The sequence below is a fragment of the Buttiauxella sp. WJP83 genome, from assembly GCF_027594725.1.
Taxonomy (GTDB): domain Bacteria; phylum Pseudomonadota; class Gammaproteobacteria; order Enterobacterales; family Enterobacteriaceae; genus Buttiauxella; species Buttiauxella selenatireducens.
Genome location: NZ_CP110080.1, coordinates 1,280,383 through 1,304,214 on the forward strand (window position 1 = coordinate 1,280,383; position 23,832 = coordinate 1,304,214).

The 23,832-nt window shown below is 50.6% G+C and carries 25 protein-coding genes; 17 read left to right on the top strand and 8 right to left on the bottom strand.

What is annotated here, in order from left to right; translation table 11 throughout:
• The first annotated feature begins 5 nt into the window (after positions 1 to 5).
• The 6 genes from OH773_RS05925 to catA all read left to right on the top strand — a co-directional run bounded on the left by OH773_RS05925 (position 6) and on the right by catA (position 5,705).
• Positions 6 to 746, top strand: a complete 741-nt coding sequence (locus OH773_RS05925) for an SDR family NAD(P)-dependent oxidoreductase (protein WP_270143895.1) — start codon at positions 6 to 8, stop codon at positions 744 to 746.
• Positions 747 to 755: 9 nt separating this feature from the next.
• Positions 756 to 1,688, top strand: coding sequence for a PDR/VanB family oxidoreductase (locus OH773_RS05930; protein ID WP_270143897.1), 933 nt, complete (start codon positions 756 to 758; stop codon positions 1,686 to 1,688).
• Positions 1,689 to 1,698: 10 nt separating this feature from the next.
• Entirely contained in the window at positions 1,699 to 2,208 is a 510-nt protein-coding gene (locus tag OH773_RS05935; protein WP_270143899.1) for a flavin reductase, read from the top strand.
• 77 nt (positions 2,209 to 2,285) lie between these two features.
• Entirely contained in the window at positions 2,286 to 3,590 is a 1,305-nt protein-coding gene (locus OH773_RS05940) for an MFS transporter (protein WP_270145703.1), read from the top strand.
• A complete protein-coding gene (locus tag OH773_RS05945) occupies positions 3,574 to 4,689 on the top strand; it encodes a muconate cycloisomerase family protein (protein ID WP_270143901.1) in 1,116 nt (371 codons plus the stop codon). Before OH773_RS05940 ends, OH773_RS05945 begins: the two co-directional genes overlap by 17 nt.
• A gap of 89 nt (positions 4,690 to 4,778) precedes the next feature.
• Entirely contained in the window at positions 4,779 to 5,705 is a 927-nt protein-coding gene (catA, locus tag OH773_RS05950; protein WP_270143903.1) for a catechol 1,2-dioxygenase, read from the top strand.
• Positions 5,706 to 5,764: 59 nt separating this feature from the next.
• Here the strand turns inward: catA and OH773_RS05955 are convergent, their stop codons facing one another.
• Positions 5,765 to 6,304: a DUF2058 domain-containing protein gene (locus OH773_RS05955; RefSeq protein WP_270143905.1), complete on the bottom strand. Its 540-nt coding sequence runs from the start codon at positions 6,302 to 6,304 to the stop codon at positions 5,765 to 5,767.
• 234 nt (positions 6,305 to 6,538) lie between these two features.
• Here OH773_RS05955 and OH773_RS05960 point away from each other — a divergent pair, with 234 nt between their 5' ends.
• Entirely contained in the window at positions 6,539 to 6,769 is a 231-nt protein-coding gene (locus OH773_RS05960; RefSeq protein WP_270143907.1) for a hypothetical protein, read from the top strand.
• Positions 6,770 to 6,856: 87 nt separating this feature from the next.
• On the opposite strand, the gene OH773_RS05965 is transcribed toward OH773_RS05960, so the two are convergent.
• Positions 6,857 to 7,288, bottom strand: coding sequence for a hypothetical protein (locus OH773_RS05965; protein WP_270143909.1), 432 nt, complete (start codon positions 7,286 to 7,288; stop codon positions 6,857 to 6,859).
• A gap of 339 nt (positions 7,289 to 7,627) precedes the next feature.
• Entirely contained in the window at positions 7,628 to 8,032 is a 405-nt protein-coding gene (locus OH773_RS05970; protein WP_270143912.1) for a dTDP-glucose pyrophosphorylase, read from the bottom strand.
• A 261-nt stretch (positions 8,033 to 8,293) separates the two neighbouring features.
• On the opposite strand from OH773_RS05970, the gene OH773_RS05975 reads away from it, so the two are divergent.
• The 8 genes from OH773_RS05975 (at position 8,294) to OH773_RS06010 (ending at position 15,039) form a co-directional block, all read left to right on the top strand.
• A complete protein-coding gene (locus OH773_RS05975; protein WP_270145705.1) occupies positions 8,294 to 8,899 on the top strand; it encodes a CDP-alcohol phosphatidyltransferase family protein in 606 nt (201 codons plus the stop codon).
• Complete coding sequence (locus tag OH773_RS05980; protein ID WP_270143914.1) at positions 8,896 to 9,813, top strand: phosphatidate cytidylyltransferase; 918 nt, start codon at positions 8,896 to 8,898, stop codon at positions 9,811 to 9,813. The genes OH773_RS05975 and OH773_RS05980 overlap by 4 nt, the downstream gene beginning before the upstream one ends.
• 6 nt (positions 9,814 to 9,819) lie before the next feature.
• Positions 9,820 to 10,458 (top strand): lysophospholipid acyltransferase family protein, encoded by a 639-nt coding sequence (locus OH773_RS05985; RefSeq protein WP_442865676.1) that lies wholly within the window; start codon positions 9,820 to 9,822, stop codon positions 10,456 to 10,458.
• Complete coding sequence (locus tag OH773_RS05990; protein ID WP_270143918.1) at positions 10,451 to 12,211, top strand: bifunctional alpha/beta hydrolase/class I SAM-dependent methyltransferase; 1,761 nt, start codon at positions 10,451 to 10,453, stop codon at positions 12,209 to 12,211. The genes OH773_RS05985 and OH773_RS05990 overlap by 8 nt, the downstream gene beginning before the upstream one ends.
• Positions 12,208 to 13,497 carry a phosphatase PAP2/dual specificity phosphatase family protein gene (locus OH773_RS05995; RefSeq protein WP_270143920.1) on the top strand — a complete coding sequence of 430 codons (1,290 nt, stop codon included), beginning with the start codon at positions 12,208 to 12,210 and terminating at the stop codon, positions 13,495 to 13,497. The genes OH773_RS05990 and OH773_RS05995 overlap by 4 nt, the downstream gene beginning before the upstream one ends.
• Positions 13,470 to 13,871: a hypothetical protein gene (locus OH773_RS06000; protein WP_270143922.1), complete on the top strand. Its 402-nt coding sequence runs from the start codon at positions 13,470 to 13,472 to the stop codon at positions 13,869 to 13,871. Before OH773_RS05995 ends, OH773_RS06000 begins: the two co-directional genes overlap by 28 nt.
• 93 nt (positions 13,872 to 13,964) lie before the next feature.
• Positions 13,965 to 14,723, top strand: a complete 759-nt coding sequence (locus OH773_RS06005; RefSeq protein ID WP_270143924.1) for a hypothetical protein — start codon at positions 13,965 to 13,967, stop codon at positions 14,721 to 14,723.
• A 79-nt stretch (positions 14,724 to 14,802) separates the two neighbouring features.
• Positions 14,803 to 15,039 carry a hypothetical protein gene (locus OH773_RS06010; RefSeq protein ID WP_270143927.1) on the top strand — a complete coding sequence of 79 codons (237 nt, stop codon included), beginning with the start codon at positions 14,803 to 14,805 and terminating at the stop codon, positions 15,037 to 15,039.
• Between the two features lie 145 nt (positions 15,040 to 15,184).
• Here OH773_RS06010 and OH773_RS06015 read toward each other — a convergent pair whose 3' ends face one another.
• Both OH773_RS06015 and OH773_RS06020 read right to left on the bottom strand, forming a co-directional pair.
• A complete protein-coding gene (locus OH773_RS06015; RefSeq protein ID WP_270143929.1) occupies positions 15,185 to 17,710 on the bottom strand; it encodes a toxin-antitoxin system YwqK family antitoxin in 2,526 nt (841 codons plus the stop codon).
• A 55-nt stretch (positions 17,711 to 17,765) separates the two neighbouring features.
• On the bottom strand, positions 17,766 to 18,863 hold the full coding sequence (locus OH773_RS06020) for a hypothetical protein (protein ID WP_270143932.1): 1,098 nt from the start codon (positions 18,861 to 18,863) through the stop codon (positions 17,766 to 17,768).
• A gap of 340 nt (positions 18,864 to 19,203) precedes the next feature.
• Here OH773_RS06020 and OH773_RS06025 point away from each other — a divergent pair, with 340 nt between their 5' ends.
• Both OH773_RS06025 and OH773_RS06030 read left to right on the top strand, forming a co-directional pair.
• Positions 19,204 to 20,142 carry a lysozyme inhibitor LprI family protein gene (locus tag OH773_RS06025; RefSeq protein ID WP_270143934.1) on the top strand — a complete coding sequence of 313 codons (939 nt, stop codon included), beginning with the start codon at positions 19,204 to 19,206 and terminating at the stop codon, positions 20,140 to 20,142.
• An 80-nt stretch (positions 20,143 to 20,222) separates the two neighbouring features.
• Positions 20,223 to 21,266: a hypothetical protein gene (locus tag OH773_RS06030; protein WP_270143936.1), complete on the top strand. Its 1,044-nt coding sequence runs from the start codon at positions 20,223 to 20,225 to the stop codon at positions 21,264 to 21,266.
• Between the two features lie 19 nt (positions 21,267 to 21,285).
• On the opposite strand, the gene OH773_RS06035 is transcribed toward OH773_RS06030, so the two are convergent.
• From OH773_RS06035 to OH773_RS06045, 3 genes are all read right to left on the bottom strand, one after another.
• Positions 21,286 to 21,819 carry a hypothetical protein gene (locus tag OH773_RS06035; RefSeq protein ID WP_270143938.1) on the bottom strand — a complete coding sequence of 178 codons (534 nt, stop codon included), beginning with the start codon at positions 21,817 to 21,819 and terminating at the stop codon, positions 21,286 to 21,288.
• Positions 21,820 to 21,983: 164 nt separating this feature from the next.
• A complete protein-coding gene (locus OH773_RS06040; RefSeq protein ID WP_270143940.1) occupies positions 21,984 to 23,120 on the bottom strand; it encodes a hypothetical protein in 1,137 nt (378 codons plus the stop codon).
• A 26-nt stretch (positions 23,121 to 23,146) separates the two neighbouring features.
• Positions 23,147 to 23,716 carry an acyltransferase gene (locus OH773_RS06045; protein WP_270143942.1) on the bottom strand — a complete coding sequence of 190 codons (570 nt, stop codon included), beginning with the start codon at positions 23,714 to 23,716 and terminating at the stop codon, positions 23,147 to 23,149.
• Positions 23,717 to 23,832 lie beyond the last annotated feature (116 nt).

Consider the following 23,832-nt stretch of genomic DNA (forward strand, 5'->3'; position numbering starts at 1 on the left):
CATTTATGACACAAACCGTATTAGTCACGGGGGCTGCGGCAGGACTGGGAAATGTCATCGCGGCAAGCCTGCTGGAAAAAGGTTTCCAGGTGGTGTTATCGGACGTAAGCGGCGAACGTGCGCAACAGGCGGCAGACCGTCTGGATAACGGCAAGGGCAACGTGCTGGCGGTGGGGCTGGATATTCGTCAACCGCAGGATTTTGAACATGCGCTGGCAGCAACCCTTGAACGCTTTGGCAGCCTGGAAGTGTTGGTCAATAACGCCGCACTGACGCTGGCCACGCCGGTAATGGACATCACCGTTGAGGAGTTTGATCGCGTGATTTCCACCAATTTGCGCGGCACGTTTGTCGGTTGCCAGACGCTAGGGCGCTATTTCGCCAAACGGGGCTACGGACGCATCATCAACCTCGCCTCGTTAGCCGGGCAGAATGGTGGGACGGCTTCAGGTGCGCATTACGCGGCATCGAAAGGCGGCATTTTGACCCTGACAAAAATCTTTGCCCGCGAGCTGAGCAAATCCGGCGTCACCGTCAATGCGATTGCCCCAGGCCCGATGGATCTGCCTTCGGTTCACGCGCTGGTACCGGAAGAAAAAATGGCGGGGCTATTGCAGATGATCCCGGTCGGTAAGCTGGGTGAGGCTGAGTTTGTCGCCCAGGCTGTCGCGTTGTTGGCATCAGAACAGGCATCGTTTGTCACCGGGGCAACCTGGGACATCAACGGTGGTCTGTTTATGCGTTAAGGGGGCAACATGCTGACTTTACACATTATCCGCCGCGAATTGCAGGGCGACGTGACGCTACTGACGCTTGCCCATGCTGACGGCATTGAGTTGCCTGCGTTTAGCGCGGGCGCGCATGTTGACCTGCATCTGTCGGCAGAACTGGTACGCCCGTATTCGTTGTGTGGCGACCCGCAGGACAGACATCACTACCAGTTGGGCATTCTGAAAGACAGCCGTTCGCAGGGCGGATCGCTGGCGGCGCATGCTTTACGCGAAGGTGACGAAGTGCAAGTCAGTGCGCCGCGAAACTTATTTGCTCTGGATACTCGCGGCACCCACAGCTTGTTGATTGGCGGCGGGATTGGCATTACGCCGATGCTGGCGATGGCCGCAGAACTGCACGCTGCCGGGCGCTCATTTTCCCTGCATTACGCTTGCCGTTCACGCTCAGGGGCAGCGTTTGTCACGCAACTGGAAAATGCGCCGTACGCCGAACGCGTCCAGTTGCATTTTAGCGATGAACAACGGTTAAACCTTGCGTCGGTGCTCAGTGACGTTCCACCGAATACCCATGTATACGTCTGCGGTCCGACCCGCTTGATGGAAGCGGTATCCAGCCTCGCGAAAAACCTGGATTACCTGCCAGAGCAGATTCATCAGGAGTGTTTCAGCGCCGACGTGCAGATCCAGGGCAACGCGTTTGAAGTGGTGGCAGCCGCCAGCGGAATTACCGTTCAGGTAGCTGAAAATCAAAGCATCGTTGAGGCGCTGGCACTGGCGGGACTGAAGGTGTGCGTCTCCTGTAAGCAGGGGATTTGCGGCAGTTGCCTGACCGATGTACTGGAAGGTGAGCCAGATCATCGTGACAGTTACCTGACCGATGAAGAGAAAGCCGATGGCGATCAAATCCTGTTGTGTTGTTCCCGCGCGAAAGGCGCCCGTTTGATTATCGATTTGTAAGGAGTATCCCATGACACTGCAAACTGAATTTCGTAATGCGATGGCGCAACTGGGAAGCGCGGTCTCTGTTATCACCACCGATGGCCCTGCGGGAAAGTTCGGCTTTACGGCTTCCGCCGTGTGCAGCGTGACGGATCAGCCGCCGACACTGCTGGTCTGTATGAATCGCAACTCTTTCGCCAATGACCATTTCAAACAAAACGGTACCTTATGCGTCAACGTGCTTTCCAGTGAACATCAGGATTTGTCGGGTGTTTTTGCCAATGCCAACTTGCGTTCCGAGCAACGTTTTCTGCATGACGACTGGCAGGTGATGTCCAGCGGAGCGCCGGTTCTGAGCTCATCGGTTGCCAGCTTCGATTGCGTTATTGATACCTGCCACGAAGTCGGCAGCCATACGGTGTTTTATTGCCAGGTGCAGGCCGTCCGCATCAGCGAACAGCCACGCGGTCTGGTCTATTTTAACCGTCGTTACCACCGTATTGGCGACGATGTTGAAGTGTTGCCGTCAGCGGTTTAGCGCATCTTTTATCCAGAAGGACACGCTTCATGAGTGATATCGCAAAAGAAAGTGCGGCACCGCACGATGCTCAGCAAATGCGTAAGCTGGTTATCGCATCGGTGCTCGGTAACGCGCTGGAATGGTACGACTTTTTCCTTTATGGGACGGCTGCCGCACTGGTATTTGGCCCGCTGTTTTTCCCGGTCGGAGGCGACCCGTTACAGGGAACGCTGTTAGCGTTTTCCGGCTTTGCGGTCGGTTTTCTGGCTCGCCCGTTGGGTGGGATTGTGTTCGGGCATCTGGGCGATCGTTATAGCCGCAAGATGACGCTGGTCATGACGCTATCGTTAATGGGCGCGACCACCTTTGTGATCGGCCTGCTTCCGGTTTACGCACAGATTGGGATTTGGGCTCCGATATCGTTAATCACCCTGCGTTTTTTACAGGGTGTGGCATCGGGCGGTGAGTGGGGTGGCGGCGTTTTAATGTTAAGTGAAAATGCCCCTTCCTCCCGCCGTGGCTTCTACACCGCATGGAGCCAGATGGGCGTTTCCGGTGGTTTTGTGTTATCCGCCTTTGCGTTTTATCTGGTGCAGAAATTACCAGAATCGTCATTCATGAGTTGGGGCTGGCGTGTGCCGTTCCTGCTGAGTCTGCTGATTTTTCTGGTTGGGGTGTATATCCGTAAAAACATCCGCGAAAGCCAGGCTTTCCAGCAGGCAAAACCGCAGGATAAACACGAAAAGCTGCCGCTGTTGGTGATTATCAAAGAGCACCCGAAAGCGCTGCTGCAAGCCATCGCACTGCGTTTGCCAGAGAATGGCGCGTCTTACATCTTTTTCACCTTTTCGGTGGTGTATGCCAAACACATTGGCATCAGCACAGGCGTCATCATCAGCGCAGTGACGCTCGCGATGGTGGTGGAGCTTTTCTCGATTCTGTTCTGGGGCGCGTTGTCGGATCGCATTGGCCTGAAGCCGGTGTACTACATCGGTGTAATTGGCTTGATGGTGATGGCGTTCCCGTTCTTCTGGCTGCTCTCTACCGGTGACTACTTCTGGATAATGGTCGCGATGGTTCTGGGTTTACCGGTGTGTCATGGGGCGATGATCGGCACGCAGCCGTGCATCATGAGCGATCTCTTCCCGGTACGGGTGCGCTACTCAGGCCTGGCGTTGGGCCATGAAGTAGGCTCGATATTTTCAGGCGGATTAGGGCCGATGCTGGCGGTGGCACTGCTGATTGAATTTGATGCTTACTGGCCAGTTTCATTATTGCTGATGGGCTACGCACTGCTGGCGTTAATTGCTCTGTGGAGCTTGCCGTCACAAAAGTCATCTTTAAGCCCGGCAGTGATGCCAGATTTAGCCAACGGAGCCGTTAATGAATCTCGCAATTGAATCCATCTCTTGTTGGCTGGTGGATATTCCCACTATTCGCCCGCACAAACTTTCAATGACCACGATGGGGTGCCAGACACTGACCATTATCCGCATGACCTGTGCGCAGGGCGTTACCGGATGGGGGGAGGCGACCACTATCGGCGGTCTTAGCTACGGTTCGGAAAGCCCGGAGGCGATTAAGTCAGCCATTGAATGCTATCTGGCTCCTTTACTGTGCGGAAAAACCTTTAACGGCGTTGCTGCACTGGCGGAAGTGATGAACGCCAGCGTGAAAGGAAACACCTTTGCAAAATCGGCACTGGAAACGGCGTTTCTTGATGCGCAGGGCAAAGTGTTGGGATTGCCGGTCAGTGCTTTGCTGGGCGGGGCGTTAAGCGAAAGTCTCCCTGTACTCTGGACATTAGCGAGTGGCGATACCGGTAAAGATATCGAAGAAGGGAAAAGCCTGCTTGAGCAAGGGCGACACAATACCTTCAAACTCAAAATCGGTGCGCGTGCGCTGGACGTTGATATTCGCCATGCGCTGGCGATCAAATCCGCGCTGGGCAGTGATGTGAGTATCCGTGTTGACGTCAACCAGGCGTGGGATCTGAGCACGGCGATCAAAGGCATGGCGCAGCTGCAAGACGGCGGTATCGATCTGGTGGAGCAGCCGACGCCGATGTGGGACAGGCAATCATTAATCACCCTGAGCCAGCGTTTTTCCGTACCGATCCTCGCAGATGAAGCCGTAGGAACGTGCCACGACGGTTATGCCCTTGCGAGTGGCGGATTCACCGGTGCTTTTGCGCTGAAAATTGCGAAAGCAGGAGGGCCGGCTCAGGCGCTGAAACTGGCGCATGTGGCGCAGGCGGCAGGAATTGGATTGTATGGCGGCACGATGCTGGAGGGCACTCTGGGCAGCGTCGCCTCTTTACACGCGTGGTCAACGGTAAAAATGCAGTGGGGAACCGAAATGTTTGGCCCTCTACTGCTCAAGGACGACATTGTGGTGAACCCGCTGGAATTCAGCCACGGGCAAGTCACATTACCGCAAGGGTCAGGGCTGGGAATTGAAATTGACGAAGATAAATTGCGTTTTTATGCCCGTAAATAAATAGCTGGAAGCCTATATCTCTATACCAAAAATAATTCGAGTTGCTTGACTAAAAAGACAAAAACGTACCCTACAGTGAGGAATAAATAATGACAGTTAATCCGGTAAAAACATCTGAATTAGAAAAATTACTTGCGGTGAGCAGTGGTCTGGTATCCGCTCATGGGAATGAACGTTTTAAAGAAATCATGCACCAACTGCTGGGTGATCTTTGCCAGACTATTAAGAAATTCGATATTACCGATGAAGAGTTCTGGCAGGCGGTCAATTACCTGAATGAATTAGGCGAGCGTAAAGAGGCGGCACTATTAGCGGCGGGTTTAGGCCTGGAGCATTATCTCGATATGCGTGCCGATGAAAAAGAGGCTGCTGCGGGTAATGAAGTCGGTACACCTCGCACCATCGAAGGCCCGCTGTACGTGGCGAATGCGCCATTAAGCCAGAATTATGCGCGTATGGATGACGGCACCGAACAAGCTGAAATCATGTGGTTACACGGCCTGGTGGCGGATTCCAACGGTAAGCCAGTCGCCGGTGCGATTGTTGATATCTGGCATGCGAACACGCTGGGTGGGTATTCGTTCTTTGACCAATCACAAAGCCAATATAACTTACGCCGCCGCATCCAGACTGACGCAGAAGGGCGCTACGCAGTGCGCAGTATTGTGCCTTGTGGTTATGGCTGCCCTCCGGATGGCCCAACGCAAAAACTGCTGACGGAGCTAGGCCGCCATGGAAATCGCCCGGCGCATGTCCACTTCTTTGTCTCCGCACCGGGTTACAAGCATCTCACCACGCAGATTAACCTGAATGGCGATGCTTATTTATGGGATGACTTTGCCTTTGCTACCCGAGAAGAGCTGATTGCCGATCCGGTTAAAATTACTGATGCGCATATTGCGGAACAACGCAATATTCATCAGCCTCATACCGAAGTGAATTTCGATTTCACGCTGGTGGCGGCGAGCGATAACAATGAAGAGACAAAAATTAAACGACTGCGTGTAATGGAATAAAGATATTAATCATCGAGGTATAGCCGCCATACCCAGGCTATACCTCGACAGAAATGGGGTTACCACATCAAATCATCAGGCACGATGAAATCGGCATACGGATCTTCTTCATCCAGCGCTTCTTTACTCAGTTCGGCACTTAATACAATGCTGCTCGCATCACGCTGGGCAATTTTATTGGCTACGCTTGCGGGAATAATCGCATATTCGCCATCCGGGTTTTTATCAGAAACCAGGCGTGCAATGGCGAGACGGCCATTGATCAGCTGTGTTTGCGTCGTTTTATCAACGTAGATCTTTTTAATTAAATTGTTATCAGTGAAGTTATAGCCAATATCGCCTTTTGAAATAACAATCCGGTTCATTTCAATAAGCTGCTTAACCTGAGCTTTATATTCTTTCGATAAGGCGGCTTGCTTTTGCTGCTCGCTGAGTTGCTTATCACGTTCGATTTGCGCTTTTTTATTTTCCTCAACCGCTTCCCTTGCCTCACGAGCCTGGACTCGCGATTTTTTTGCGGTTCTTTGGACTTTCGCGATTTTTTTGCTGCTGACTAATCCAGCTTTGAGCATCTGCTCTTGTAACGTTAGTTTTGTCATTTTCGTGTCTAAAAACCAATGAAATAGTATAGGGGATTATACCTTTAATTTTCGTGGCTGTGCCACGTTGCAGGTTTGGGGCACGCAGCATCCTGATGACACTGTTTTTGCAGTACTAAATAATTTCACGAGTAAAAATCACCCGAATGCATGATTTTATGTGATGCACATCACATTTACGATGCCGTGTTCCTTGTGAACACATCGTGATACAACCAGATAAGGTGGTCAGAAATGAAATACTATTTTGCTGCTTTGTTGTTATCTGCTATTGCCGCACCTTGTTATTCACAACCTGTGAAGGCCGAGAGTAAAGAGGATATCCTTAACAATACCAGCACCACTCAGTATCAGTTTCAGCACGCGCAGGTCAGCAGGCCGGACGTACTGGAGTTCAATACCGAGTGTTACAGCTTGCCTGTTACGGAGCATCAGCCAGGGGTAAATTGCTTCCCTGATTATTAAACTTGGTTTGTCCCCCAGTCATCTCCTGGCTGGGGTTTGGTTATTTCAATCATTTACTACGCTTAAATCCCGCCAGCAAAACCTCACCTAACTACGTAGAAAACGCGGTGCCTGTAAATCCTCGACCAGTTCATTCACTAACTCAAACAACATTCCGATTAATGCACGGTTCACATCCGGCGTATGGGCGCGGCTTAATAGCGTCTGGGTCAGCGCGTGGCAGTACTGGCGTTGTATTTCTGAATCGCGATTCACCTGTATTTTCACTTCTTTTTCTACGGTCAGGCGTTCTACCAGATACGCAGGCAGCGGCTGTTCAAAGGTGGTTTTCATCACCTCCAGGCAGTGTGCGATTCGTCCGCAAAGCGCTTGTTGTTCGGTTTCTGTCTGGCATTCGATCAGCTCGTCGGCAAGGGATTCGCAGACGTCGAGAAGCTGGAATAGATCCATACTGGCGGTAATCGGGGAAAGCAGGGCGTTGCTGTATTGAGACTGTGAAATAGTTTGAGCTGACATCATGTTAGTGATCTCCGATGTGTGATTAATCACACCACCACCAGAGTTTCCACTCTACTGGGGCGGTGACGCTAATGAGGGTGGAAATACCGGACACAACGGAAACCGGCCAACCCGAAAGTTGCCTCACCAGCGACACCATTGATAAGGATAAAGGTGTGATGGTGCTGCGACAATAGAAAACTCCATTGCCGCCGTTGTTATGTTCGGGTTTCCACTCCCGGCACCAGATTTTGCTGGTGCGCAGAAAGAATACGCCTGTGGGTTTGCAGGTGACAAGTTGAATTACAGCGCTTTCAGCGTTGCATTTTTGAACTGCGAGAGTGTTCGCAAAAGAGGAATTTAGGGTTGGTGGCGAGTTGTGAATTCCAGCGCCAGGCCAATCAGCGTCATATTTTGTACCGAAGGCTCCCCGGACGCGGCAATCAGCATCCCCTGGAATTTCAGTTTCTTAAACGGCCCGTTAATGATGAGCCTGGCCCGCAGAGCTGGCATCGATAGAGAGGTGATGGGGTAAATAATCCGGCCTTTGATGGCGATCGGTATTTTTCTCAGATCAATGCGTTGCAGGACGCCAACGGTGGTGTAGAGCACCGCAATCGGCGTGACGGAGATTAATGGCTGGGCTGATACACTGATAAAATCCAGCAACAGTTCAGGTCGCAGGTAGTGCAGGCCCGCATAAGGCACTGTCACGCCTGGAATTTCCGGCATGGGGAACGTATCCGGGAAGCGCAAATCAGTCATGGATTTATCATCCGTTATGCCTTGTTCATCTGATAAGGGTAGACGACATTGATAACGATGCGCAGCCCCCACGACGATATTACCCATGTGTCGGTTTAGCGGGTCACATTAATTTCATTAAGCCATGAAAATTCTGAATTATCAGTTACGATCCGCGAATGATTCGATATTCATCGCACTGATGGAACGGAAGGGTCGAGCCCATTGCACAATAGTGGTAGTTTTATTATCCAACTAGCTCGCTCATTATCAGGGAACATGATGACGCTATATCAGATAAAACCTGCTTTTCAGGCAATTTTACGCCCACTGATGTTTTGGCTACACAAACACGGTGTCACAGCTAATCACGTCACCCTGGCCGCTATGGTGCTCTCCTTTATCACCGGCGCGGTGCTGATTATTTTTCCTTATCCGAAGTTATTCGTACTCCTGCCTGTCGTTTTGTTTATTCGGATGGCCCTCAATGCCCTGGACGGTATGTTGGCACGCGAATGTAACCAACAATCTCGCCTGGGAGCTATCCTCAATGAGTTGGGCGATGTGTTCTCCGACATTGCGCTTTATCTGCCTTTTATGCTGCTTCCCGAAAGCAACATGCTGCTGGTGCTGGTCATGTTGTTCTGTGCGGTGATGACAGAGTTTTGTGGCGTACTGGCACAAACGATTAACGGTCTGCGCAGTTATGCCGGGCCGCTGGGGAAAAGTGACAGGGCGTTAGTCTTTGGCGCGTGGGGGCTGGTGCTGGCTATCTGGCCGCAGTGGGTGCAATGGAATAACGTCGTGTGGGGCATTGCCACCGTGTTGCTATTGTGGACGTTGGTGAACCGTTGTCTGAGTGCACTGCGTGAAGAGGCGGCGAAATGATGTTGTTGGAAAAATCTCTGGCGGTCATTTTTGCACTTCTGCTGGTGGCATCGGTGGTGAATGGTCTGCTGGTGTGGCTACGCCCCGGTAAAGACTGGCGCGAGCTGACGCTGCGCATCCGCACATGGTGGGTCATCATTGTGCTGTTTTCCCTGGCGATGTTAAGCCCGAACTGGCTGGCGCTGACCTTCTTCGCGCTGGTCAGCTTTATGGCGCTAAAAGAGTTTCTCACGCTGGTGCCTGCCCGCCATTCCGCCCGTATGCCCCTGTTGTGGATGTTTATTGCCATTCCGCTTAACTACTGGCTGATTGGTATCGGCTGGTACGGCATGTTTGTGGTGTTTATCCCGGTTTATGTCTTTTTATTTTTACCGGCGCGGATGGTGATGACTGGCGACACTCAGGGGTTCTTACGCACCGCGTCCCAGCTCCACTGGAGCCTGATGACGACGGTGTTTGCCTTTAGCCATGTCGCCTTTTTACTCGTGCTACCCGCGGATGGCCAACAGACTGGCGCTTTGCTGGTTCTGTTTTTGGTCGGCCTGACGGAGTTCAACGATATCGCGCAATATCTGTGGGGGAAATCGCTTGGGCGCATCAAAGTGACGCCGAAGGTCAGCCCTAACAAAACCCTTGCCGGGCTGGTGGGCGGGGTTGCAACAACGGCTCTGCTGGCCACGTTGCTGGGGCCAGTGCTTACGCCACTCAGTTGGCCGATGGCGCTGTTGGCGGGGTTGATTATCGGGATCACCGGATTTTGCGGTGATGTCGTGATGTCCGCCATCAAACGGGATATCGGCGTCAAAGACAGCGGCACGCTGTTGCCTGGTCACGGCGGCATTCTCGACAGGCTGGATTCGCTTATCTTTACCGCTCCCGTCTTTTTCCACTTCATTCGCTACTTCTGCTATTAACTTATGATGATACGAATTCTTCGCACGCTCTTTACGTTGTGCATCGTCTGGCCGGTGATCTGGCTCTGGCTGGGTCTGCGCGTCAGTCATCGTGAGCGGCTGCCGAAAAGCGGCCCGGCGATTGTGGTGGCGAATCACAACAGCCATATGGATGTTTTTGCACTTCTTTCGCTCTTTCCGTTACGCCAGCAGGCGAAGATTCATCCGGTCGCTGCTGCTGACTATTTTCTGCGTGATAAACGCATGGCGTGGTTTGCGCTCAACATTCTCAACATTATTCCCATCTCGCGTGAGGGCGGAGAAACCAACCCGTTGGCGCAGTGTGAACAGGCGTTACGCGATGGCAAGACGTTGATCCTCTTTCCTGAAGGAACGCGTGGTGAGCCGGGAACACTGTCACCGTTGAAATCCGGGCTGTGGCATTTGAGTCAAAGCATGCCGGAAGTCCCGATTATTCCGGTCTGGTTGCGCGGGACAGAGCAAGTGATGGCGAAAGGTAACCGTATTCCTCTGCCATTATTTATCGATGTCAGTATTGGTGACGCGTTGAGCTTTCATCCCGAGAAAAAAGTGTTTATGGACGAACTGAAGCAGCGTTTGCTGACCCTTCAGCAACAAACAACAGGAAATCACCCTCATGAGTAATATCCGGACGCCGGACGAGCGGCAGTTTTTGACCAGCGATCGCACTGAGTTATTTTATCGCCACTGGCCTGCCGTATCGCCAGGTGCAACACCGAAGGTGATTGTTCTGTTTCATCGCGGGCATGAACATTCGGGGCGTCTGCAACATATTGTCGATGAGCTGTCGATGCCGGATACCGCGTTTTATGCCTGGGATGCTCGTGGTCATGGCCGCTCACCCGGCCAGCGCGGCTACAGCCCGTCGCTGGCCCGTTCGGTGCAGGATGTTGAAGAGTTCGTCCGCTTTGCGGCAGCGGATAGCCAGGCGTCAATGGAAGATGTGGTCGTCATTGCACAAAGCGTCGGCGCAGTCATGGCAGCGACCTGGGCCCATGATTACGCGCCACCGATTCGCGGGCTGGTGCTGGCATCTCCCGCGTTTAAGGTCAAATTGTATGTGCCGTTTGCCCGTTCGGGGCTGGCACTGATGCACCGTCTGCGCGGTCTCTTTTTCGTTAACTCCTATGTCAAAGGAAAGTACCTGACGCACGATCCGGAACGCGTCGCGAGCTTCAATCAGGACTCACTGATTACCCGGCCTATTGCGGTGAATATACTGCTCGATCTCTACAAAACAGCGGAGCGGATTGTCAGCGACGCCAGCGCAATTACCTTGCCCACGCAGTTGCTGGTCTCTGGTGAAGATTACGTTGTGCACCGTCAGCCACAGATTGATTTTTACCAGCGGTTGCGCAATCCACTTAAAGAACTGCATGTGTTGCCGGGCTTCTATCACGATACGTTGGGGGAAAAAGAGAGGCATCTGGCATTCGATAAGATCCGCGGGTTTATTGACACGCTTTATGCCATGCCGCCACAGCGTTTTGACTACAGTCATGAAGACCGCTGGAGCCCAGGCGCTGATACCTGGCGAATGTTAAGAGGGGGGCCGGAACCTTACTCGTTTGAGGATATTGCGTATCGTGGTTTGCGCTTTGGTATGAAGACGTTGGGCGCGCAGTCTACAGGGGTACGTCTGGGATTTGATACTGGGTTTGATTCCGGTAGTACGCTGGATTATGTCTATCTTAATCAGCCTCAGGGCAGCAGCAAGCTGGGGCGTTTGATTGACAAAAACTACCTCAATAGCGTGGGGTGGAAGGGGATCCGCCAGCGAAAAATCCATCTGCAAATGCTGATTCAGCAGGCGGTTTCGCAGCTGATTGAGCAGGGTAAAGAGGTGCGCGTTGTTGATGTCGCCGCCGGACACGGACGCTACGTGCTCGACGCGCTGGAAGGTAAAGAGGCGGTGAGCCATATTTTGCTGCGTGACTACAGCGAGTTAAACGTGGCGAAAGGACAAGAGATGATTGCCTCTCGCGGAATGGCAGAGTATGCACGTTTTGAACGCGGTGACGCTTTCAACCGTGAAGAACTGGCATCACTTGAGCCTCGTCCAACGCTGGGGATTGTTTCTGGTCTGTACGAACTGTTCCCGGAAAATACGCTGGTGCGAAACTCGCTTGCCGGGCTGGCTGACGCGATAGAGCCTGGCGGCATTCTTGTCTACACCGGGCAACCCTGGCACCCGCAGTTAAAAACTATCGCCTGGTCACTCACCAGTCATAAAGATGGCAAAGGGTGGGTGATGCGCGTTCGTACTCAGGGAGAAATGGATGTGCTGGTGCGTGAGGCGGGGTTTGATAAATGCAACCAGTTGATTGATGAATGGGGCATTTTCACCGTTTCCATGGCGGTGCGCCGCACATCATGACGAACCGACGTTCCCTTTATTTGCAGGGTTTGGGTTGGCTAATCCTGCTCGCTCCTTTTTTCTTTTTAACCTATGGGCAGGTTAATCAGTTTACAGCCGGACGCGAAAACATTGGCAGCCTGGTGTTTAGTTGGGAGCGGTACATTCCGTTTGTGCCGCTGACTATCCTCCCGTACTGGAGCCTGGATTTGCTGTACGGTCTGTCGCTGTTTATCTGCACATCGCTAAATGAACAGCGACGGCTGGTCTGCCGGCTTGTCCTGGCGTCGCTCGTCGCCTGCGGCGGTTTTTTGCTATTCCCCATGCAGTTTACCTTTACCAGACCAGAGGTTACCGGCCTGGCTGGCTGGTTATTTGGGCAGCTTGAACAATTTGACCTGCCGTACAACCAGTCGCCTTCGTTACATATTATTCTGTGTTGGCTGCTGTGGCGGCATTTCAATCGCCATCTGAAGGGAGCCTGGCAGAAGCTAAATAGCGGCTGGTTCTTGCTGATTGCCGCTTCTGTTCTGACGACCTGGCAGCATCACTTTATTGATGTGATAACCGGTCTGGGCGTCGGGATGGTGATCGACTGGTTGATCCCGGAACAGGGAAAATGGGGCTGGCGAGTGGCTGATGGGAAACGTAAAACGTTGGCGGTTCGCTATCTGTGCGGTGCGTTAGCCTGCCTGGCTGGAACCTTTCTGACCACCTGGCTGTGGTGGCCAACACTGGCACTGACGATTGTGGCACTCGCCTACGGTATTCTTGGTGCACAAGCCCTTCAAAAAGATGGAAAAGGGCGGCTGACGCCAGCGGTGTGGTGGTTGCTGCTCCCCTGGCGTATCGGGATGATGCTCTCTATGCGGCTTTATACTCGCCATCTCCCGGCGATGAGCCCCGTGATAGACGGCGTGTTTTTAGGTGTGTATCCGCGCACGCCACCCGAACAGCGTGCAGTGTTGGATCTGACCAGTGAGTTTCCCCGCTCCCGCGTGCTTCAGGGCGTAACTTATCAATGTGTGCCAATGCTGGACCTGGTGAAACCTGACGAAGCGGCACTGGCACTGGCGGTCGAGAAACTGGAGCGCTTACGCACGACGCAGGGGAGTGTACTTATTCACTGTGCGTTGGGGCTTTCACGCAGTGCGCTGGTTGCAGCCGCCTGGTTGTTACAGCGTTATCCGAAACTGGCTTGCGCAGATGCCGTTGAGCAAGTGCGTAAAGCTCGCCCGCAGGTCGTTTTCACCTCAGAACAGTTGGAGTTGCTGGAAAAATGGAAGACAACAATAACGATGCCGTAAATACCGGCGCGCTACAGTCGCTCCTGGTGCAACAAACGCTGGATAGCTGGCGTTTCTTTCTGTTGTTTTCCGTTCCGCCAATGGTATGGGCTTTCTTTAAAGCACCATCGGACCTGACTCGCGTCGTTATCGTGTTGTTGTGCGGCATTGTCTGGTTTGGTTGCTGGCGTCTTTGGCTGGATACGCGATATTTTCGCCTGGTAAACGAAGAAAATAACCTTCAAGCGGGAGAAGCGTTGAGCTTTATCTGGCAGCGTGAAAAGTTGAAAACATACTCGCTGGCCGAGCGCCAGCAGGGCGCATTGAAACAGTGTCGACGCACAATGTGGGTCACGGGTGTGCTTTGGGTCGTTTGGCTGGTGGCCTTGATCTGACATTTTACCCAACAGCATCCCCGGCGGGGAATCATCCTGTTTTCAGCTCTGAATAATACACACTCAAGTTAATCGTGAATAAAGGGATAAGTCATGGTGTTTAAAAAAAGAAAGGTGTTTGCATTGGGATTACTGTCCACAATGATGTCGACTATTGCAGTTGCCGCGCCAAATGAAGAACAACTTGATGAGAAACAAATCAATAATATTGTTCAGAGTTTTTTACTCGATTTAAAAAATGTTCCGGACAGTGCCTGTATTACGCTTCCAGGTTTTGGCCCTAAACTGCCGGGCTATGTCAAAACCTCGGTTCTGCAAACCGCCCGAGGGGAAATGAGAAAAGATATTGCCTCACTAATAGAAAATAAATTAATGACCATTAAGGTTGATGCAAAAAAAGGGGCGTTGTATCCGGAAGATCCTGATTATATCGAAGGCGAAGAATATTCCCTGAGTTATATTGAACTGACTCCTGAGGGTGAGAAATTTCTCCGTCATGAGGCGAGTAAACCTTATATTTCTAAATCAGGAAACAAAATGGTTTTCATGACAAACAGGTTCTGCGCCCATGTTGTATACGGCGGTATGGAAAAATTCACCAAACCCACGAAAAATCCATTTGATAACAATCCTCATCAAGTTTCGTGGGTGAATTTTTTATGGAAACCCGATCTGAGTAAAACCCCGTGGCTCGCCGATGAAGTGCTTATGGATGCACTCCCGTATTACCCTGAAGATTATCCAAAGCATAATAGCAAAAAGGAAAACTGGGCCAGGATAGGTATGATGCTTGAACAAAGTGATGACGGTGTATGGGGAGCAGGAGAGAAACCTTACACGCTCAGGTGGTAATTTATCTGGCCTGGCTATATCCACGGAGTGCGTTAATAGATTTCGGTCGCTCCTCAAAAATAGTGTTCCGGGAGATATCATGATTAAGGTAGTTGTTTTGACATTTTCGACCATTGGTCTATTTATCTCGTTGCTCTTATTGCTCTCTTTATTGGCTAAGCCGCTTTATTTTTTATATGCCCAAAATATACTGGGCTCATTCTACACGGGTGATGAAGTGTTCCATGAGATCATTAAAGTCATTGGATATATCATGGCACCCATAAGTTTAGTTATATCCGTTGCTGCTCACTATTTTTTCGCTAAAAAGCTATGATCACATGACGGGGTTGTCATCCGCAATCCGGCAAAATCTGGCCTCGCATGCTATGCAGGCTGAGTAACGGCGATTAACGTGATGTAAGAGATAAAAAAGCGGCCATTCAGTTTTGAAGGCCGCTTTTTTTTGTGCATGCCGATCGCTACTGGCTGGGCGTTGCAACTGGCACCTGCGTGGCAAGCGGTATCCCGTCACACGGGCCTTTGCTTCTTTCTACGCTGCCGTCTTTGGCGTAACGTCGCCAGCAGTATTTATCGGCACCGGTAAAGATACTTTCGTCGAGAAGACGGCCATTGGAGTAGGATTTTTCATAGCCCACGGTCTGGCTGGGCGAGCGAATCAGTACGGCAAAGGTGCGTCCTTTTTCGGTACGGGTATCCGGGCTTTCCTGTTTGGTTATCGAGACGGTGCGGTAATTCCACATATAGCGATAATTGAAAAAGACGTTACTTCCCGCATAACGCTGCTCTGATGCGAGCGCGCCGTCTGCGCCATAGCCGATTTCATTGATATCCCAATTACTGTCTTTCCACGTGATGCGCTTCAGACGCCCGTTGGGGTGAAAATAAAATTGTGAACCACAATTGGCACCGGCATTGCTCCACCGATAGGGCCGACCCGCATAGGTTTCATCAGGTTTCTGACAGGCTTGCTCGATGGCGCGCAGGCTGTCGGTGCTGCTATCAAAACCGTAACTTACACCGGAGACCCGGTTGTCCCATTGGGGTAACACTTGAATTAAGCGGTTGTCGTCCTGTTGGGTGCCGGTTGAATACAGAGTTCTTACCCCTTGCTCTTTGCCGTTGACATACGGCGTGACGCTGTTCAATTGGCCGCTTTTAGTGAAATCGTAGGCGCTGCCGACTTTGGTTTCACCGGTTTGGAAATACAGGCGGGTGAGGCGACCATTTTCGGCGTATTCACGTTGTTCCCCGGATAAGAGACTGAATGCTCGCGGCTTTCCAGCGGGAGTACAGTGTTCACGATCTTGTGGATCACAATCAGCTTTCGGATTTTTTGGCGCGATCTGCTTCCAGTTTTTCAACTGTGACAACGGGCCGGTTTTGACTTTGCCGTCATAAAAGAAAAACTGCTCGCCATTTGGCTGATCCTGTACGTAGCGCGTTATTTCGGCTAATTGCCCGGAAGGGTAGAAACGCCGCTCTTCGCCTTCCAGCAGGCCTTGCTGGTAAGTACTTTGGCGGATCAGGACATTGTTAGCGTCATAGCTTTTTTGTACGCCGTGCAACACATCTGCCAGATATTCTGATTCCTGGCGTTTGCCATCATGGCGAACCTCTACCCAAAGGCCAGTTTTCTTCCCGTCACGGTATTCGCCTTTGCTGAGCAAACGTAGCGAATCGGGTTGGGCTGCGGCGGAGGGGTCTTTGAGCTCATAACGTTCCGCCGGGCCATTGAGCTGACCATTGCGGTAGTTTTCCCGCGCCAACACGACCGGGGGTTGACTGTCAGTGGTCAGCAACCATAAACCTTCTTTGTGATTATCTTTATATTGCCCACGCCAGTAACTGTCGCTGGCGTTGTCCCATTCGCTCCAGGCACCTTGACGTTGGTCGTCAACATACTCGCCGCTTTTTAGTGCAATACCATTTTCGATATCGATAAATTCCCAATGTCCTTGTTTTTTCCCCTGGACATAGTTGCTGCGGATTTGTGGGCTGGCATGGCAGTTATTGACATTGAATTGCAGGAAAGGGCCGTCATAGTCGGGTTTGGGGGACGCCTGGCGGCTGGCTAATGACGCTTCCAGGTTGCTTTCAAAAATGACCGGCGTTTTATCGGCGCGCATATAGCCCACTTTCCATGTACCAAAAGTCAATTCTTCAGTTTGGCACAGGCCGATGCGGGCCAGGATTTGGGTCAGGACATAGGTCAGGACCTGGCCATCGGCAGTGGTCACCGATCGCGTCAGTGCTGGATAGCGAGTGATAGCAAATGAAGCTGAAGCCGCACTCTTGGCGGGGTAGCCTTGTTCATCGGCATAACCAACCGGCTGTGCTGGGCTGGCCAGTTGACCGCGCAGCAGCGCCTTGATTTCTGGTGGGCTATCGGCAGGTAAGTCGTAAGAGATGCGATAGTCTTGCGGTTGCAAGATGCGTAAAGCTTTGCGGCTGGATGCCACGGTAAAAGGCTTGAGTGTGGGCGCAATGGTATCCAGCTTTGCCTGCATGGCGGCGAGCGGGTAATAACTCGATTCCGAGGCGGCATAAGCACGCAAATGCTGGCCGTGTTTATCTTCATACATCACCACCACTTCATTGCGATCGCCGCCATCGAGATCCTGGAAAAAGACCGCGATGATGCGGGCATCAGTAAAACTATCGATAACGTCATGATAGGTCTGGCTGTCATCCTGATAATCGGGGCGGCTGAACAGGGCGTAGGTCGTGTCGCCCTGCTGATAAAAGCCCAGCACCGTCCGCTCTTCGCTATCCGGCAGCGTCAACGGGCCATGAACCGGTTTGCTTTGCAGCAAAGCTTCGCCAGAGGGTGTTGCGGGTGCGGATGAAGCGCCATTCGCCACAGCCTCAATCGAGCCAGTTTCTTGCGTTGCCAATGCTGGCCAGGGCAGTACGTTGCTTAACAGCCCACCTAAAAGCAATATCGAACCACGCCGAGAGCGGCGGGATAATCGGTTACCAGTCATACTTTTCCCTGCTTTGAAAAAACGTCTGCGCGAAGTACGTTGATCGGACGACATATTACTGAGCCTGCGGCGGTAACAGCGTGATGGTGCTGTTGATCGTGCTGATAGCAATCTTTGCATCAGAACTGCCGCGTTGCAGAGTCAGCGCTTTGTCCGGCAAAGGCAGATGGCCAGGCTTGGCTTGCTCGGAAGTCAGCTGGTTGACGATGTTGCCACCTGCGCCCCCATTCACCTGTACGGTACCGGCAAAGTCCGGTGCGACTTGCACGGACAGTGCGGCACTGACGGTCTGAATTTCACCTTGCTGTACGCTGGCCGGGAGCAGGATCGTCGCCTGGCCGGATTGCAGATTGTCGCTAAAGCGCGTGGCTTGGGTGGCCTGGATTTTTTGCGTGCCGTTAATCTGCTCGATGCTGATGTCGTTGGCCTGGCTATTGGCGGTCAACTGGCCGCGGATAACCTGATAGAACACAGTGCCCTGACTGGCGGTATCATTTAGCACCCCGACGGCCTGTTGCAGGCGCAAGGTGCCGCTGAGGTTGCTGGTATGCAAGCTGCCCAGCTGATTGTCCAGATGGATAATGCCCTGCAAATCATTGGCGCTCATCTTGCCTGTCAAGGTACTGGCTGATAGGGTGCCGGAGAAGTGCTGGAGGTCCAGATCCACTTGTTTACCCCGGATATTCAGCACGTCCTGATAATGTTTGGGCACGGCCAGAGTGGCTTGTACGCCGCTGACTTGCATCAGATCCAGCGACGGTGGTGCCGGTAAAATCACGCGCTGGTTTTTGCCATCTGCTTGTAATCGCACCTCGCGGATCGGTGCTGGCAGCTCTGCCAGTTGGCGTGCTTGATCATTTTCCGGGCGCGTCAGTTCCAGTGCGTTGATCGTCAGGGTGACGGTCGGTTTATCGTCGTCACGTCCAATCACGCTCAGGCGGCCTTTTTCCAGCTCGACAGTCAGTTGTGTGCCCGCTGGCCAGTTAATCTCCTGGCTGGCAGGCAGCGCGGGGGCGGGCGATTCTGCGCTCCACGCTGGCGTGCAGTTCATGGCAAGGGTGATGCCGAGCCATGCGGTGAGAACGGGATGGGACAAACGAAGCAGGAAAGGCGAACGGCGTGACCGATGGCCGACGAAAGATGGCAACATCATGATTATCCTTAACTGATACTGCGGCACTCATCTTCCTTTACAACAGAACGCTTCAACAGTGCTGTCTCTGTGAATGCCTAATGCCTAATGCCTAATGCTTAATTATACAAATTATCAATTTCATCCTGAAGAACCATGGGCCAATAACGTGATGATTAACCGCAAATAGAATCCCATTTTATCGCCATGCAGTCATTTTCCCCCGAAGGGCAGGCAGAATCATTTTACTTTGATCATCCCCAGGGCAAAATGGGTCTGGTGGGCAGGGTATTTGAAATTTAAGCTCTTTCAACGACACAGAAAGTGTTTTTGGCGTTACTACCAATAAGGGAATATTAGTATGCTTAGCTTTAATCGAGTATTTACATTCGTGACGTTATTGGCATTACCTGTGTCGGTGATGGCAATTGATTGTTCAAAAGCGACATTGAAAGATGACACCGCAATATGTGCCAGCCCGTATTTGATGCAGCTTGATGCAGTTTTGAATAAAAGCTATGCCTTAGCTCGAAAGCACTCAGATAAAGAACTATTAAAAAATCAGCAGCTAAGTTGGTTAAAAGAGCGCCAACTGTGTAGTGATGATCTTTCCTGTCTCGGCAATAGCTATATATCGCGAATCAGCAAATTGGCATCAGTGGATAATATTTCAGTGATCCATACCGCATCGAAGCAATGGGATTTTGTACTTTCAGTTTCCGGCTGTGATAAGGACAATTCATATCCAACCTGCGAAGGGCCTGGAATGTTAGATATTTTTACCAAAGATACCGGAAAGCTTGTGCAGCATTTGCAGCCTCAAAACATCTTTATTGAGCTCGATAGCAAAGGGAAAGCCACGACAAATTTGGTTGAGATGTATGGCGACAATAACAGTGGCCTGGTTGTTGATGACATTAACTTTGATGGCTTCGATGACATCGCCCTGCGAACGGGCAATGAAGGAGCTTACGGTGGCCCTTCTTATGAAGTGTTACTTTACAAACCGAAGTCTAAAAATTTTGTTAAGAATGATGCGTTAACTCAGCTCGGTAGCGAGAACCTGGGGCTGTTTGATATTGATCCTCAGTCTCGAACCCTGACAACATCCACCAAAAGCGGGTGTTGCTGGCATCAATCTAAAGTATGGAAAATTAACAATGATCAGCCCGTACTTATTGAGGAAATCACTGAAGCCGCAGGAAGTGGTAATAATCAAAACACGATGATGATCACAACGCGTAAATTGATCAATGGCCAATGGAAAACAACGGAAAAGAAAGCTGAAACATCAGAATAAATAAGATGGGATGAGCGGGTACAGCCAACGCATAAGCAGCTTGAAGTATGACGGGTATATATTAATTTACAGGTGATTTCATGGGTTATATTTCAGAAAAATTTCAACGTGCGTATCAACGAGAATACGAAAAAGAAGCTGAGAAAAATGCCTTGATATGGATGAGTACGAATGACTATTTAGCTGAATGCCTGGATTCTCATGAACATCACCACAATGAGTGTTCACTTCAGGAGCAAGTGAGCTCATGGCTTTTTATGCTTAGAATGAAGCGTGTACCGGATTTCCTGGGTTACAAGACAGCTATATTGTCAAATAATATGGAGGTACTCCATTCAGCTTTGCTTCAGTCTGCCATGATTAAGCATGTGACGCTGGGTGCGGATTCAGGATGCGATCACTGCATTAATATATGGGTAACTCTGGATATTCTTGCTGCAGGTATGTTTACCCGTGTTCCACTTCTTTTGCCTGAAAAGCTTGGCATGAGTGACAATGGCCATCCTGTCACAATAACGATAACTAATTTAGTCATGGCTTTATGGTACAAACGTAGTGACTTTGAAGTTGATGCCAGGAAAAAAGCGGAAGCGCTACTTGCGACTAAACAAGCCCCTGGCGATCTATTGATCATCCGTTATCTCATCGCGCTCCTTGATGGCAATGTTGCAGAAGCAGGGGTTCAACTCGATTTATATTGTAAAAATGTACCGCGGGTAAGGGAGTACGGGGTCACTAAGCTCAATAAAATGTTCTGGCCACATGCGCATGGGTTATACAATCTTGCTGTTGCTGCGTGGGGCAGCGAAAAAGCCAGCGCTATTCCAAAACCAGAGTCTGATTGTTTCTTTAACGACCTGGCGGAATGGCAAATTAATCATAGCTATCGCCATGGGCAGCTGTTTTTTGAATACCCGAAGCCAATTGATATCATTAATACCATTATCTCTGTCACTCCTCCGGAATGTACTTTGCATCAACCCTACCTGCATACAGATAAAAAATATAAAGAAAAGAGATATCTGCATGCAGAACATTTTGAACAACAAATGACAAAGATAGTTTTGGAAGCGTTGATCCTACCCGCGAATAGTAGACACGCAACAAGTGGTGGGGGCGATTAGATTAATCACCCCTGTTAGATTAATGAGATGTATCTTGTACTTTTTTGATTAACGTTAGATCGTTTTTTTTCTTATCTAACACATAATAGTTATAAAATTTCTTATCAGAAGAGTCGCTTGTTTCATATGTGACAAGAAGATCGCTTCCTTTGTTTATATAAAGGATTTCTTCGCCTATAGGTTTTGGCGTTTCGCTATCACCGGCGTCATAAGCCATAAATGAGCTAGATAATGCGCGACCCGTTCGCTTGTTGATAAATGCGATAACATGGCAACCAGAACCTCCACATCCCCATTCTGCTTGAGCATATTCTCCGGCAAAAACGACATCCCCCTGGATGGCTTGCTTGAAACGAGTACGAAATGAGTTCGTGAACTCATCGGTAGTATCAATATGCTCAGAGGGTTTACCCATGTAAATATTAGCAGCAGGGTAATCTTTTCCTTTTGGTAAAGAGTCCGAAGCAAACGAATTCTGAATGGATAAAAATATCATGCAGCATGACACGATGAAAAAAATGGATGAGCGGCGTGTTGAGCTGTTTTTTGGCATTTTCCTTTCCAATGTATAAATGCATTCCCATTCCTATGATTATTCTTTTTCTATATGGGTTCAATGGAATGATTTAGTTCTGGTTCCAGAAAGGTGATCTTCTTCACCAATAGTGGGCACGCGACTAAGTGAGTAAACACTCAAGTAAGTGGCGGTTCAGTGGGTTATTTTATGGTTAAGGATAAGGCAGGTTCCATGCGATGCACTCCTTTTGGGGTGTAACCCAAGGATGAACTTAAGCCACATAAATCGGCTAATATATAGACAATGCTGAGCCACATCTCTGTGCCTTGCAAACCCGTGTCTTGCTGCTGTGATAACTGGAAGGCGAAGCCTCGTTCAGGCACCCAGAATTTCAGGACTTCGTTGAGCATATTCTTTGCCCAATAGCAGATCTCTATACGCCGATAGTCAGTTTGTTTAAGACAGAGCCATAAAGGATGAGCGACATCCAATACGTTGCATGCATTGAGATTCTCCGCACTAAAGAACCGGGGATCCCTGCTGTGAGCCAACACGGTATCAATGCTTTGCTCCGGGTAAGGTAAGGGAATATTGAACTGAGCAAAGCTCCCTCGGGTTAGCCGATAAAAACCATTTACCGGCTGCAACCAACCTTCTTCAGTGGTGGGTAACCCCCAGAGGCCTGAGTCTATATCACAATGGCTCGACAACCAGCCAAACAGATCATCGGGACGTTTGCCTGAGCCAAACATCTTCATGTTAAGGTAAAGACCTGTGGCATAGCAGTCGATCCAGTCCCCCCCACCCCAGGCATTGTTTTCCCATGGCAGATTATTCAACTGCTTATACAAGGTGACTGAATCCATGTTCTCAACAACGGCGACCGGATGGAGCAACGCTGAGCCGAGAGTTTCAAGCGCGTACCCTACAGCAAGAAGATGGTAACGGGAGAGGGGATCAGATAACAGCTCAGGCTGGTCATCCAGGGCTGGAGGCGAGTGCGGGTCGGGCAACAATCCGGTTTGGTCATCCTGGAATCGTTGTAATTTATTAATCAATTCCTCTTGTGTCCAACCTGGTGGCAAACTATTGAACATCGCTGCAATCTCCACCGCATCACAGTACGCTCTGATAGTCTGCTTATGTCCAGGTCGGTCCCGAAACAGCTTCTGTTGCTCTGCTGTCTCAGCATAAAACGCCAGCAGATTGATAAACTGCTCCTTCACCTGCTTGCCGAAGTCAGACAGTTTCTGTGACAACAACCCACATGGTTGCATATCTTCTATCTCTCTCATTGTTGAAAATTTAACTTGTGCATTAATGCCTGAGGGTGCCATTTTGATGAAATCTCCAACCATACCGGTTATATACGGCTACGAATGATCCTGGCCGGATTACCGCCGACAATACTGTAAGCAGGGATATCTTTGGTAACGATTGCTCCGGCAGCAACAATGCTGTGGGAACCGATTTTTACACCGTCCAGAATAACGGCATTGGCACCGATCCATACATCGTCTCCAATAGTGATCCCTTTGGTCGTCAAAGGCTGTTGGAAGATCGGTATATCGATGGATTCATATCCGTGATTGAACCCATAGATGCTCGTATGTGATGCAATCCTTACCCCATTTCCCATGGTAATATCGCCTGACAGAACACTGTAGCTGTTGAGAGAGCAGTCACTGCCCATGATGAGCCGTGCGCTGCGTACAATTGCCCCTCCTGCGATGTAACTCCGATCCCCCATTTGCAGCTTATCCGGTAAAACAATCGCCAAAGGTGAGACATAACAACGCTCACCGAAGGTACAGTCATAATCAGCGGAAAGCTGCTGTTGATGTAATGCTTGCGCCTTTTGCTCCTGGCTAGTGGGGCCAATCCAGGGCATATAATCTAGCGCCTTACGTGAGGTGGATGTTGGTTCAGTCATCACTGTTTTCCTTAAAAACCCCCGTTCTTGATGACCGGAGTGTAGCAATGTCGTAATCACTGAGGTATGGCATAATAAACACGATTGGCTTGTCAAAAACGCTTTGGGTATATCAG

What these genes read in the sequence shown, in the direction of transcription:
- OH773_RS05925 (WP_270143895.1), top strand. Translation starts at nt 6, where the DNA reads ATGACACAAACCGTATTAGTCACGGGGGCTGCGGCAGGACTGGGAAAT.
- OH773_RS05930 (WP_270143897.1), top strand. Translation starts at nt 756, where the DNA reads ATGCTGACTTTACACATTATCCGCCGCGAATTGCAGGGCGACGTGACG.
- OH773_RS05935 (WP_270143899.1), top strand. Translation starts at nt 1,699, where the DNA reads ATGACACTGCAAACTGAATTTCGTAATGCGATGGCGCAACTGGGAAGC.
- OH773_RS05940 (WP_270145703.1), top strand. Translation starts at nt 2,286, where the DNA reads ATGCGTAAGCTGGTTATCGCATCGGTGCTCGGTAACGCGCTGGAATGG.
- OH773_RS05945 (WP_270143901.1), top strand. Translation starts at nt 3,574, where the DNA reads ATGAATCTCGCAATTGAATCCATCTCTTGTTGGCTGGTGGATATTCCC.
- catA (WP_270143903.1), top strand. Translation starts at nt 4,779, where the DNA reads ATGACAGTTAATCCGGTAAAAACATCTGAATTAGAAAAATTACTTGCG.
- OH773_RS05955 (WP_270143905.1), bottom strand. Translation starts at nt 6,304, where the DNA reads ATGACAAAACTAACGTTACAAGAGCAGATGCTCAAAGCTGGATTAGTC.
- OH773_RS05960 (WP_270143907.1), top strand. Translation starts at nt 6,539, where the DNA reads ATGAAATACTATTTTGCTGCTTTGTTGTTATCTGCTATTGCCGCACCT.
- OH773_RS05965 (WP_270143909.1), bottom strand. Translation starts at nt 7,288, where the DNA reads ATGATGTCAGCTCAAACTATTTCACAGTCTCAATACAGCAACGCCCTG.
- OH773_RS05970 (WP_270143912.1), bottom strand. Translation starts at nt 8,032, where the DNA reads ATGACTGATTTGCGCTTCCCGGATACGTTCCCCATGCCGGAAATTCCA.
- OH773_RS05975 (WP_270145705.1), top strand. Translation starts at nt 8,294, where the DNA reads ATGACGCTATATCAGATAAAACCTGCTTTTCAGGCAATTTTACGCCCA.
- OH773_RS05980 (WP_270143914.1), top strand. Translation starts at nt 8,896, where the DNA reads ATGATGTTGTTGGAAAAATCTCTGGCGGTCATTTTTGCACTTCTGCTG.
- OH773_RS05985 (WP_442865676.1), top strand. Translation starts at nt 9,820, where the DNA reads ATGATACGAATTCTTCGCACGCTCTTTACGTTGTGCATCGTCTGGCCG.
- OH773_RS05990 (WP_270143918.1), top strand. Translation starts at nt 10,451, where the DNA reads ATGAGTAATATCCGGACGCCGGACGAGCGGCAGTTTTTGACCAGCGAT.
- OH773_RS05995 (WP_270143920.1), top strand. Translation starts at nt 12,208, where the DNA reads ATGACGAACCGACGTTCCCTTTATTTGCAGGGTTTGGGTTGGCTAATC.
- OH773_RS06000 (WP_270143922.1), top strand. Translation starts at nt 13,470, where the DNA reads ATGGAAGACAACAATAACGATGCCGTAAATACCGGCGCGCTACAGTCG.
- OH773_RS06005 (WP_270143924.1), top strand. Translation starts at nt 13,965, where the DNA reads ATGGTGTTTAAAAAAAGAAAGGTGTTTGCATTGGGATTACTGTCCACA.
- OH773_RS06010 (WP_270143927.1), top strand. Translation starts at nt 14,803, where the DNA reads ATGATTAAGGTAGTTGTTTTGACATTTTCGACCATTGGTCTATTTATC.
- OH773_RS06015 (WP_270143929.1), bottom strand. Translation starts at nt 17,710, where the DNA reads ATGACTGGTAACCGATTATCCCGCCGCTCTCGGCGTGGTTCGATATTG.
- OH773_RS06020 (WP_270143932.1), bottom strand. Translation starts at nt 18,863, where the DNA reads ATGATGTTGCCATCTTTCGTCGGCCATCGGTCACGCCGTTCGCCTTTC.
- OH773_RS06025 (WP_270143934.1), top strand. Translation starts at nt 19,204, where the DNA reads ATGCTTAGCTTTAATCGAGTATTTACATTCGTGACGTTATTGGCATTA.
- OH773_RS06030 (WP_270143936.1), top strand. Translation starts at nt 20,223, where the DNA reads ATGGGTTATATTTCAGAAAAATTTCAACGTGCGTATCAACGAGAATAC.
- OH773_RS06035 (WP_270143938.1), bottom strand. Translation starts at nt 21,819, where the DNA reads ATGCCAAAAAACAGCTCAACACGCCGCTCATCCATTTTTTTCATCGTG.
- OH773_RS06040 (WP_270143940.1), bottom strand. Translation starts at nt 23,120, where the DNA reads ATGGCACCCTCAGGCATTAATGCACAAGTTAAATTTTCAACAATGAGA.
- OH773_RS06045 (WP_270143942.1), bottom strand. Translation starts at nt 23,716, where the DNA reads ATGACTGAACCAACATCCACCTCACGTAAGGCGCTAGATTATATGCCC.